The sequence below is a fragment of the Virgibacillus aidingensis genome (assembly GCF_010994035.1).
GTDB lineage: Bacteria > Bacillota > Bacilli > Bacillales > Amphibacillaceae > Virgibacillus_N.
The window spans coordinates 250,268-260,417 of record NZ_WIXN01000003.1 but is presented as its reverse complement, the minus strand read 5'-3'; the positions used below and the strand labels follow the sequence as shown (position 1 = coordinate 260,417).

Annotated in this window: 15 protein-coding genes; 6 read left to right on the top strand and 9 right to left on the bottom strand. The window is 37.2% G+C overall.

The window, feature by feature from the left end; translation table 11 throughout:
• Positions 1-670: 670 nt before the first annotated feature.
• From GHD25_RS04380 to GHD25_RS04360, 5 genes are all read right to left on the bottom strand, one after another.
• On the bottom strand, positions 671-1,069 hold the full coding sequence (locus tag GHD25_RS04380) for a hypothetical protein (protein ID WP_164215133.1): 399 nt from the start codon (positions 1,067-1,069) through the stop codon (positions 671-673).
• Between the two features lie 17 nt (positions 1,070-1,086).
• Entirely contained in the window at positions 1,087-1,299 is a 213-nt protein-coding gene (locus GHD25_RS04375) for a helix-turn-helix transcriptional regulator (RefSeq protein ID WP_276207797.1), read from the bottom strand.
• Positions 1,300-1,511: 212 nt separating this feature from the next.
• Positions 1,512-1,919 carry a hypothetical protein gene (locus tag GHD25_RS04370; RefSeq protein WP_164215131.1) on the bottom strand — a complete coding sequence of 136 codons (408 nt, stop codon included), beginning with the start codon at positions 1,917-1,919 and terminating at the stop codon, positions 1,512-1,514.
• Positions 1,920-1,930: 11 nt separating this feature from the next.
• The gene (locus GHD25_RS04365) at positions 1,931-2,350 is read right to left on the bottom strand and encodes a hypothetical protein (protein ID WP_164215130.1); all 420 of its coding nucleotides are present in this window, start codon (positions 2,348-2,350) and stop codon (positions 1,931-1,933) included.
• A gap of 355 nt (positions 2,351-2,705) precedes the next feature.
• The gene (locus tag GHD25_RS04360; protein ID WP_164215129.1) at positions 2,706-3,011 is read right to left on the bottom strand and encodes a hypothetical protein; all 306 of its coding nucleotides are present in this window, start codon (positions 3,009-3,011) and stop codon (positions 2,706-2,708) included.
• 146 nt (positions 3,012-3,157) lie between these two features.
• On the opposite strand from GHD25_RS04360, the gene GHD25_RS04355 reads away from it, so the two are divergent.
• The 4 genes from GHD25_RS04355 (at position 3,158) to GHD25_RS04340 (ending at position 4,506) form a co-directional block, all read left to right on the top strand.
• On the top strand, positions 3,158-3,382 hold the full coding sequence (locus tag GHD25_RS04355; RefSeq protein ID WP_164215128.1) for a spore germination protein: 225 nt from the start codon (positions 3,158-3,160) through the stop codon (positions 3,380-3,382).
• 104 nt (positions 3,383-3,486) lie between these two features.
• The gene (locus GHD25_RS04350; RefSeq protein WP_164215127.1) at positions 3,487-3,714 is read left to right on the top strand and encodes a spore germination protein; all 228 of its coding nucleotides are present in this window, start codon (positions 3,487-3,489) and stop codon (positions 3,712-3,714) included.
• A gap of 65 nt (positions 3,715-3,779) precedes the next feature.
• Complete coding sequence (locus tag GHD25_RS04345; protein WP_164215126.1) at positions 3,780-3,998, top strand: hypothetical protein; 219 nt, start codon at positions 3,780-3,782, stop codon at positions 3,996-3,998.
• A gap of 43 nt (positions 3,999-4,041) precedes the next feature.
• Positions 4,042-4,506 (top strand): hypothetical protein, encoded by a 465-nt coding sequence (locus GHD25_RS04340; protein ID WP_164215125.1) that lies wholly within the window; start codon positions 4,042-4,044, stop codon positions 4,504-4,506.
• A gap of 130 nt (positions 4,507-4,636) precedes the next feature.
• On the opposite strand, the gene GHD25_RS04335 is transcribed toward GHD25_RS04340, so the two are convergent.
• The 3 genes from GHD25_RS04335 to GHD25_RS04325 form a co-directional block, all read right to left on the bottom strand.
• Entirely contained in the window at positions 4,637-5,542 is a 906-nt protein-coding gene (locus GHD25_RS04335) for an ATP-binding cassette domain-containing protein (protein WP_240452213.1), read from the bottom strand.
• Positions 5,543-5,693: 151 nt separating this feature from the next.
• On the bottom strand, positions 5,694-6,854 hold the full coding sequence (locus GHD25_RS04330) for an agmatinase family protein (protein WP_240452212.1): 1,161 nt from the start codon (positions 6,852-6,854) through the stop codon (positions 5,694-5,696).
• Positions 6,855-7,094: 240 nt separating this feature from the next.
• Positions 7,095-7,565 (bottom strand): Hsp20/alpha crystallin family protein, encoded by a 471-nt coding sequence (locus GHD25_RS04325; protein WP_164215124.1) that lies wholly within the window; start codon positions 7,563-7,565, stop codon positions 7,095-7,097.
• 135 nt (positions 7,566-7,700) lie between these two features.
• Here GHD25_RS04325 and GHD25_RS04320 point away from each other — a divergent pair, with 135 nt between their 5' ends.
• Both GHD25_RS04320 and GHD25_RS04315 read left to right on the top strand, forming a co-directional pair.
• Positions 7,701-8,000 (top strand): hypothetical protein, encoded by a 300-nt coding sequence (locus tag GHD25_RS04320; RefSeq protein ID WP_164215123.1) that lies wholly within the window; start codon positions 7,701-7,703, stop codon positions 7,998-8,000.
• Between the two features lie 293 nt (positions 8,001-8,293).
• A complete protein-coding gene (locus GHD25_RS04315; protein WP_164215122.1) occupies positions 8,294-9,349 on the top strand; it encodes a M42 family metallopeptidase in 1,056 nt (351 codons plus the stop codon).
• Between the two features lie 45 nt (positions 9,350-9,394).
• On the opposite strand, the gene trhA is transcribed toward GHD25_RS04315, so the two are convergent.
• Entirely contained in the window at positions 9,395-10,042 is a 648-nt protein-coding gene (trhA, locus tag GHD25_RS04310) for a PAQR family membrane homeostasis protein TrhA (RefSeq protein ID WP_164215121.1), read from the bottom strand.
• Between the last annotated feature and the right edge of the window lie 108 nt (positions 10,043-10,150).

The following is a 10,150-nucleotide window of genomic DNA, read 5'->3' as shown; positions in this document are numbered from 1 at the left end:
CAACAAATTGCACCTTGATAAATAAATAATTATTTATTTTTTACTTGACATACTACCGCAGGTCTTTCCTATTAGCCTATAACAATGTCAAAAATACTTATAAGGTTTGTCTATTTACGTTAAAAATAACCGGTTTTAGATATGACTTCAATAGAATCTTACAAAAATTAATTGAACTTTTATTCTACTATCAAATCGGCTTAAAAAAGCACCAAAAGTTAGGGGGTTCTCTAAACTCAACTGTAAATAACTTTTCTATAATTTTTAATCTAATTTCTTGTTCCAAATCTTCGCGATCTTGATAATTTGTATCCAGGACACCTTTCATATCTTGGGAAATAATCATTTTTTCCCTTTAAAGCATACCCCCAGAGATCCTTTCCAAAATAATATGGTATCATCATAAAAAACTCCCCCTTATAATATGCAAAAAATTTAGCACATTACCTCAGGAGGGAAGTAAATAATTAATCTGGATGAATTTGAATAAATCCCCCCCTATATTGAAGGGAATAAAGTGTTGCTTTACATAATTAACAAGAAAAAGAAATTTATGGTGTGGATTGATTAAATTATTTCAATTGTTGTTACATACATTAGAGATTTGCATACCTTCGATTTGTTTTGGTGATAAAAAAGACAAATAAAATTTTGTTTAACTTGTTTAACTTTAACTTTTTAAACGTTGGACAATTTGTGAAAACATAAAAACTAACAAACTTGTAATGATTGCTCCCCACATAATATTAGCAGGGTGGATTGAAAAGAGACCATTGTATAATCCGACTGTTCCAATTAGCAGAAATATCAAAATGTAAACATATGATATAGCTAGGGAAGATGTTATTGTACGAAAGATACGACGATCCACAACAATTTGGCTGCTATTCCAATCATCTTTTCTTTTTTCAACTAAAAAAAGAATTATTTGATATGCATAAAAAAGGGATAATATTGCCATCAGAAAACCAAAATTACCATCACCGGAAAATTCAGAGTAGCTTAAATATCCAAATGATAAGAAAAAAAGCACATAAATAATTAAATGCAGCCATTTTTTTAAACGCATGAAACCCCTCCATAAACTTAATTAACTTTACTTTCTTCAAAAAAGAATAATTCTTCAACAGATTTATTTAAGGTAGAAGCTAATAATAAAACAACATCTATTGAAGGATTGTGTTTTTGCTTTTCTATAGCAATTATAGTCTGCCTGTGTACTCCTATTCCCTCTGAGAGTTCTTCTTGAGTCATATCAAGCAATCTCCGAAAATACCGGACGTTGTTTTTTATTTTCAATCTCTTCAAACCATATTCACCTCACTTTGTATATAATAACATACAAAATGTAGTGTATACTATACATTTCTGGGGAATTTTTGTTAAAGTAAGTATTTTTTCGAATCAATACTTATCTAAAAAAGCAGCATACTAATGGTATGCTGCTTGAAGGATTTATTTGAAGAGCTCTACTTATTATAAAAATGGTCTGGTTCTAACCTTTAATATAATTAAACTGGACATTCTTCTGGTCTTGCGGCATGCGGTACACACATTCTACAAGTCCACAAGCAGTAAACTCCCACAAATAAGCAGGCTGCACATCCAATACAAGATAGTGGATTTGTACATGAACAACAAGCTGTAAGACAAGAACAAAAGAAAATTAAACATCCCTGCCAAGTATCAAACCCAGGTAAACAATTGCCCATACATTGTGTCCAAGATATGCTACAAGCATTTGTTGGCATTGTAAGAATTTCACCAGTATCATTCACCATTGTTCTTTCGTTTCCTATTCCAATGACTGGAACCTTTTTATCATCATCAATAGTTAGTATTCCCACAGGATTTTTGTCCTGGTATATAGGAATAGCATACATTGCTGTTTTTTCAGTCAAAGTTTTTATTTTGTTCATCTCTTAGATATTTATCGTGCTGAATGATATATTCTTCCTCGGTTTTTAAATTGTATCCTTTGTTCTACTACATAATCCAGAAGTTTTTTAAAATTACTATTTGAAAAAGCAATTCTTTGGAACTTTTCCATTAGAGTATTGTCTTTTGTTTTAGTAGCTACATGAGAAAGTGAAGCACCATTTATTTCTGTATATGCTAATTCTCCATCCATTCCATTTTCTAACTTTAATGGAATAATGAATTGTTTTCCTTGCGTTTCATTCATAGATTCCTCTGTTATTGTATTTAAAAATGAGAAATCTACTATATTAGCCTTCATATTACTTAAATCCATTTTTAAAGTAGAAAGGTTAGGGCTCCTTTCTATAATCCTGTTCGTAAAATACTGTAGCTGTTGTTTATCCAACGATAATGATTCAACAACTGTCATTTAAAACGCCTCCTTTAATTAATTTTAATTACTTTTAGTTGAGCAACCAGTCAAGATAACACCTTATTAACCTGGGTTCCCTGGAACACTATTTTATAGCGAGGAAAGGGATAGCGATGGGATTTAGACACGCAGATCCCCGTTATACATAATTTTTGTGTAACGAGTTAAGAATGTTGCTGTGTCAACAATTGTAGACTGTCTCGTTTTACATTGCGGGAATCTAGATTATTAAATGAAGCACTTCAACACAGAGAATACTACTTTAAATCAAAAATAATAAACCGATGAAAAATATCTAATTTGTTCATCGGTTTATTAATTTTAAAATGACATTGCAGATAGCCCCACTACCTCAACGCTGCGGATAATACGCCCCATGTTCTTTTGTAAGATCCGTGTGCAGGAAACCTTTTGGATGCGGATAATGATAATCCTGTGACGGCCACTGTGAGATCGACAATTGGCTATAGGAAGCATCTTCATCCGGAACAAACGCACAAATGTTTCCGTTTTCATATTTGGCTTTTAGTCCATGTAAATTCCTTTCATTTGGCTGGAGCGCTGTGTCGGCGGGCCATCGTCTCATTTGGTTGGGATCGTACGGTACAGGCTGATTGTAGTACTTCCCCCAGTAGACAGGTGTGTAATAGTAGTTCATCAGTATTGCCTCCTTTTTAAATTTATAGCTCTGTATATATGTATTCATCTGCACAGATTTAGACATAGCAAAAAGTAAATGTCCCCGTGCACAGAATCAGCTTGGAAGAATATAATAAGTAACAAATACAAAACAGGGTGGTGCTTATGATACCTGTTATTAATAATATCTTCGGTATTCGCATAAACAATGTTTCAAATAACGCAGCTATTTCCTATGGGAATGCGGCACACAAAGGACACCAGGCGAATTTGAAAATGAACTCAGGTTATACACAGGGAGGAGACGCTAACTTCAGTCCATTGCAATTTGCCAATTCCAATATCTCCAATGACCCTGACGCGATTGATATGCCGCAATCCCAAGTGTAGTATATAATGGGAATATTAACCTGTTTAAAAAGGATTTTCTTGTATAATATGAACTGATAAATATGTTTAAAGGAAGCAAGTGGCTATTAGAGGAGGCTTTATATATGGCATCTTCCCATGTGAATAACGTTTTCGGTATTCGGGTGAACAGTATTGCCAATAATGGTTCGCTTAATTTAGGAAATGTATTGCATAAAGGACATCAGGCGAACGTAAAAATGAATGTTGGCTATTACCAAAATGGAGATGCCAATCAAAGTCCCTTAAAATTTAATAGTTATAATTATGCGGCCGATCCCGATATAAAGGACCAGGGGCAAAAGCAGGTTTAGAATTTAGTATTATTTTTTTTACAGAAATAATGAATGTCATAGTTTTTACGAAAGGCTGACAGTTGATGGACCTGAACATAACAATCCGAAACATTCATGTAAACTCGATTAGTACACTGGGATCCTTAAATGTAGGCAAGGCTGTCTTTTTAAAGAACAGATCCGCTTCGATTAGGATGCCAAGTGAATCTTATGAAGAAGAGGAATTTACAGAAAAAGAACTGGAGGAAGCCGAAGCTGAACTGGAAAAGGTTCCGGATTTACCTGTTTTTCACAAAGACTAGCAGACGTGAATTATTAAATGAGTTTTAACAGGTGGTGACATGATTGAATCATCAATGGCGTTACTTTTATCCTCATTATCCATATGTTCATTACCCGCAAACTCCCAGCATACATATGGATGCCCCAAAATCTTTTTCCCAGGAAAATCACGCACAGCAGAAGGAAAGCTCTTATGATCTGAAAATTTACCATTCCATATTGAAAAGTATGGAACAAATACATGAGAAGCTGCACCAATTAGAGGAGGAGAATAAGGCATTACAAGAGGAAGTAGAAAACATGAAGCCGTTAACCATTGAAAACATCAATTATAAAATACAGGATTTACATGTACAGGATTTATCAGGGAACCTAATGGTTGGCTTAACTGCTTTAAGTGATGCTGAAGAGTTAAAGAAGCTGCTCGAGGAAAATGACCCGATTACATTTAATGAGATGGATACGGCGGAGTTTGAGAATGCCATGATGAATAAAGAAAAGACGGATGAACAGAACGAAGAAGGATGATTGGCTGCTTAAATTTTCTAAATGGGCTTGTGGAGTCAAAGAGAACAAGCCCGTATTTATTTTTGTCCATAAATTTAGCCAAAATAAACACCACCAAGTTCCGACTTTGTTCTAAACTGATAAACAACTGCTAATAGATATATTTATTTTCTTTTTCATTTAACAGATTAAATAGAAATCGGTACGCTTCTTGTTCATTAATCGGCAGCTTTTCCGTTTCCAGTTCAGGCACCATTTTAAAAGTTCTTGCAATGATAGGGAGGTGAAGGTTTGCTTTTTTTATGTATTCCTCATTGACCAGAAGCTTGGTATCCCCTGCTGCAAGAACTTCCCCTTCCTGGAGCAAAACGACCATATCGGCCCAGGAAGCGGCAAAATTGACATCATGGGTGGATAACAGTATTGTTTTCCCCATATAATTTAATCCCTGCAATAGGCCGGCAACTTCGTCCTGGCCTGCAGGGTCAAGAAATGCCATAGGCTCATCCAATATAACAATATCCGGTCTCATTGCCAGAATTCCTGCTATAGCTACTCGCTTTTTTTGACCATAGCTTAAATGATAAGGGGCTTTCCCTTTATGCTCCAGCATTCCCACATTTCCCAAGGCTGCACTGCATACTTGCTCAATTTCTTCTTTTGCCATATTCATATTGCGTGGACCAAATGCAACATCATCCCATACAGTACTTGAAAACACCTGGTCGTCGGGGTCCTGGAAAACCAGTCCAACCTGCCGGCGTATGGCAGGAGCTGTTTTTTTGGTAAGCGGATTGTCCATGACTTTTACAATGCCTTTGGAGGGAAGCTTTAACCCGTTTAAGTGGTGAAGCAAAGTCGATTTTCCCGCACCATTGGGGCCTAGCAAAGCTACTTTTTTGCCGAGAGGGATTTTCAGCGATAAATTATTTAATACATCTGTTTCTTCATTGTCATATCGGTATGTTACATTGATAAGCTCTATCGCATTCATTCCACCGGCTCCTTTTTTAGATAAGTAATCTTCCTGAAGTTCCTTTGCTTGGAAAGAAATCATATATTCTTTACAGCAGCATCATCTTCTCAAAAAATCTACGCTCATCCGAAAGAATAAATCTATTGCTTTACTCTCATAACAGTTGTTTTCATACATCATTCCTGCCATTGGGAAACCCCACTACTAGCGTAATGGGGATTAATATAGCATTTTATGCAAATTGTTTGCCCAGTTTTCCTTCCTTTACCATATAACCGAGTACATCGGAAATAACCCGGATTCCGAGTAATGCAGTCTGATCACTGACATCATAGGGCGGGGATACTTCAACCAATTCCAATCCGCACACCCCTTCACTTGCGACTTTTCCAATAAACTGCAAACCTTCTCTTGGCAAGAATCCACCAGGTTCCGGCCAGCCGGTTCCGGGAACAAAGCCACTGTCAAAGGAATCAATATCCACACTTAAGTAAACCGCTTTTGCTCCTCCGCGCCAAGCCCTTTCCAGTGCAATGTCAGCAGCCCTGTCGACACCGAGCCTTTCAATATCCCCGATGGTGATTACTGTTGTGTCAAATTTACGCACATTTTTTACAGCTTCTCTTGGAACCTGCCAACCGCCAATGCCGACTTGAACGAGGTTTTCAGGTGGTGCATTCGGAATATTCGTTGCATGGAACCACGGTGTTGTATGCATTCTCTCATCCATATCTTTTTCCTGGAGATCCAGATGCCGATCCATATGGATAATACCCACTTTTCCATCCACATTGTCAGCGATCGCACGTAAACAAGGATATCCAATGGAATGATCGCCGCCAAGCATGACGGGAAATGTTCCCTGTGCAAATACATGAGATACCGCTTTGTATATTTGATCGAAGGTTTTTTCAATATTGGCGATTGTGAATACATCTCCTAAATCGCACATTTTTAACGATTCCTTTAGATCTACACCAAGTTCATAGCTGTACGTATTATAAAGCTTTGAGATTTTCCTTAATGCTTCCGGACCAAATCTTGTTCCTGAGCGGTATGTTGTACCAATATCAAATGGAATTCCCATAAATGCTACATCATATTCGCCAACTCTGCGCACATCTTCAAGAAATGGGGTTCTTAAGAAAGTGGGTATGCCTGCCTGGGGAGGTCTTGCTTCTCTGGTGAATGTGGATATAGTCCGATCACCTACTGATGGAGCGGCTTCCAAACCATATTTTAAAGAACGTTCAATTATTTTATTCTGTTCAACTTCAGGTATTTTAGCTTCTTTTTTTGCATTTTCTATACCCAATAAATCTGTTGTCCGGTCGCTTTCCAATGCTTTCTTCTGCCGATAACTTAACCCATGATTATCAAAGAAACCCATCATTACACCTCTCCTGCTGTTATTCTCGTATCCCCGAATTCATGGCAATCAGTTAATTATATTCACAGTTTTTTTATATATGACAATCCGTAAAAGTTCTATACATGTTAGTTGATTTCATCATTGTTTATTTTCATTAAGCGTCCGAAATTTCCTATAGAAATATTGTATCATTTGTTAATAAATCGCTTCATCGATTAAAATATTGAGAAGTTAATTCACATATCGAAAAAATAATTTAACTTATTCCAAATCTTTTATTTCCAGTTTTTGTTTTGTATCCTCATGACGGAAAAGCCTGTGTAAATGAACATATAAGTATCCATGTTTATAGGTCGCATTGATTTTATCGTGACGGGCAGGGTAAGGCAATTTAACCTGCCTCTTCACAGGCCCCTGATACAATTCCAGCTGAACCGGTCTGAAACCTTTATGATCTATGCTGACAGAGCCGACGATTTCAAGCGTCATATCGTAGACATCTACTTGAACGTCCTCCAGATTCAGGCCAGGGATTCTAAATATGCATAATAATTCATTGTCAGACTCACAAATATTGACCTTCACGCTGGAGTAATTATTGTTATTATTTGTTCCGGAAGAGTTTGGATTGTCCATATCATTCATATCAAAGTTTTCAAAACTGGAAAAGAAATCTTCTCCCAGGAAATTTGGCAATTTATCTTTCCATGCTTTTGGCCAATATTTATTCAAGAAAAAAACCCTCCTTTACCGCCTATATGTTTATCATAGTCCCGTGGAATAAAAAAAGTGCTTGGCCGCAGTGATTCATATGGGTAAGAAATAGTTCATATGCTGGAGCAAAGCTTAGGGAAATGAGGGAAAGGAATGGAACAAAAACTGCTGGAATTGGAAAAAAGGACAGAGCAACTGGAGAAGAAGGAGAAAGCGGTATACAGTAAAATAAAAGATCTGGAAAATGAAATCGATGTGCTGCTAAAGCAGGAAAAATTGCCGTTTGTCAATGTTTCCGAAAATAAAGTGCATCATTTAACAGAAGTAAACGAGGAGATGTTCCGGCAAAATGTCCGGCTGCGGGAATTAATCGAGTACTGTATTGCAGAAAAGGAAGTCCCTACGCAAGAGAAATACTATGAAGCATTGCTGGCAGCAAACGAAGAAAGTTAGGAATGGGCTGAGGAAAGGTTTTTCCGAAGAGATGAAATGCTGTGTGGGAGTTTCAAATGAATTCAGTCAGAGAAATTTTAGCCTGTTATCACGTTGTTTCAGATTTACTCCCGGATATGATCATTTCCAAAGTAGCTTGTTCATAGCGCTTTGATGGGTTTCCTGTAAAAAAGTCACTTCACATGGAAACAAAAAACGACTTAGTTTACAATTTCTCATCGCTGTATGCAGAATGACATACATAATGCTAGAATAATAGATATATGCAACCATACAAGGAAGGAGTAATCTGAATGACTGCATACCCCAATACAAAAGAAACAAAAAAATTAATTGAGAAACTGGTTTCCATTCCCAGCCCCTCAGGATATACCTCAAAAGTTATACAATTCACTGAGCAATTTTTAAAAGAGATCGAGGTGGAAACAAAAAGAAATCGAAAGGGCGGTCTGATTGCCACACTCCCCGGAAAAAACACAGAAGAGCACCGAATGCTGACTGCACATGTGGACACACTCGGTGCGATGGTAAAGGAGATTAAATCCAATGGCAGGCTGCGCCTGGATCTGATCGGCGGGTTTAAATTCAATGCCATAGAGGGTGAATATTGCGGGATACATACTGCAAGCGGCAAAGTATTTACAGGAACAATTTTAATGCATCAGACTTCAGTACATGTATATAAAAATGCCGGAGAAGCAAAACGAAATCAGGAAAATATGGAAGTGCGCATTGATGCAATGGTTGAAAATGAAGATGATATAAAGAAATTGGGGATACAAGTTGGGGATTTTGTATCTTTTGATCCCCGTGTTCAGATGACGGATAATGGTTTTATTAAATCACGTCACCTGGACGATAAGGCGAGCGTAGCTATTCTGCTGCAGCTCATCAAAAGAATAAAACAAGAAAACCTAAAACTGCCTTACACAACTCATTTTCTTATCTCCAATAATGAGGAAATCGGTTATGGCGGAAATTCCAATATTACACCGGAAACAGTGGAATATATGGCAGTAGATATGGGGGCAATTGGAGACGGGCAATCAACAGATGAATACACGGTGTCCATTTGTGTAAAGGATGCAAGCGGTCCGTATCATTACGGTTTGCGCAAGCATTTGTCTGAACTGGCAGAAGAAAATAATATCGCTTATAAACTGGATATTTATCCTTACTACGGTTCGGACGCTTCTGCTGCAATCCGGGCAGGACACGATATTATACATGGATTAATCGGACCCGGCATAGATGCCTCCCATGCCTATGAACGAACACATGAAAATTCCCTGAAAGAGACGGAAAAATTATTATATCACTATGTAAAGTCACAACTCGTATCCTACTGATCAAAAAGACGAACACACCTGGCTGAAAGTGTGTTCGTCTTGATTTTACAGCACATAAAAATAAACAGAACAGAAATGAAATAAACTGCCAAACAGGATGAAAATGTGAAAAATTTCATGGAAACCAAAATGCTTAAAGGTCAAATACTTCGGTTTTAACCAGTAAATAAGCGCCCCGATTGTATAAACAATCCCGCCAATTATTAAGAAAGTCATGCCGCCGGCTCCAATAATAGGTGCCAAATCAGCACTGAAAAAAACAACAATCCAGCCCATAATTACATATAACGCAGTAGATAACCATCTTGGTGCATGAAACCATACTAATTTAAATGTCACGCCAGCTAATGCAATAAGGCTAATTGCTGTGAATAATATCCAGCCGGTTGCTCCACTCAAACTGATTAAACAAAAGGGAGCATATGTACCGGCAATCAGTACAAAAATCATGGAATGATCAATTCTCCGCAAAAATGCAATCACTTTGTCATCTGCGACAACCATATGATAGGTTGCCGACGCTGCGTAAAGCAGGATCATGCTTACGCCAAAAATAATAACCGACATAATGGCCATCATATCACCGGTAACTGCCGTTGCCTTAATAACCAGTGCCAAAAGTCCAACAAACGCCAAAAGTGCCCCAAACAAATGGGTAAAACCATTCACAGGTTCCCGAATTGAAATTGTCATATTACCAACCACCTTATGTAGTTTTAAAAACTATATGTAAATAATATAGGTATATCATCATGTAGTCAAGCTTTACTGTATAATTTTTTTCATTTATAATTAGTGGCA

Bases quoted from the DNA above. Each gene is read 5' to 3' on its own strand.
- trhA (WP_164215121.1), bottom strand. From the start codon at position 10,042: ATGACAATTTCAATTCGGGAACCTGTGAATGGTTTTACCCATTTGTTT.
- GHD25_RS04360 (WP_164215129.1), bottom strand. From the start codon at position 3,011: ATGAACTACTATTACACACCTGTCTACTGGGGGAAGTACTACAATCAG.
- GHD25_RS04350 (WP_164215127.1), top strand. From the start codon at position 3,487: ATGGCATCTTCCCATGTGAATAACGTTTTCGGTATTCGGGTGAACAGT.
- GHD25_RS04320 (WP_164215123.1), top strand. From the start codon at position 7,701: ATGGAACAAAAACTGCTGGAATTGGAAAAAAGGACAGAGCAACTGGAG.
- GHD25_RS04330 (WP_240452212.1), bottom strand. From the start codon at position 6,854: ATGATGGGTTTCTTTGATAATCATGGGTTAAGTTATCGGCAGAAGAAA.
- GHD25_RS04335 (WP_240452213.1), bottom strand. From the start codon at position 5,542: ATGATTTCTTTCCAAGCAAAGGAACTTCAGGAAGATTACTTATCTAAA.
- GHD25_RS04380 (WP_164215133.1), bottom strand. From the start codon at position 1,069: ATGCGTTTAAAAAAATGGCTGCATTTAATTATTTATGTGCTTTTTTTC.
- GHD25_RS04365 (WP_164215130.1), bottom strand. From the start codon at position 2,350: ATGACAGTTGTTGAATCATTATCGTTGGATAAACAACAGCTACAGTAT.
- GHD25_RS04315 (WP_164215122.1), top strand. From the start codon at position 8,294: ATGACTGCATACCCCAATACAAAAGAAACAAAAAAATTAATTGAGAAA.
- GHD25_RS04355 (WP_164215128.1), top strand. From the start codon at position 3,158: ATGATACCTGTTATTAATAATATCTTCGGTATTCGCATAAACAATGTT.
- GHD25_RS04345 (WP_164215126.1), top strand. From the start codon at position 3,780: ATGGACCTGAACATAACAATCCGAAACATTCATGTAAACTCGATTAGT.
- GHD25_RS04370 (WP_164215131.1), bottom strand. From the start codon at position 1,919: ATGAACAAAATAAAAACTTTGACTGAAAAAACAGCAATGTATGCTATT.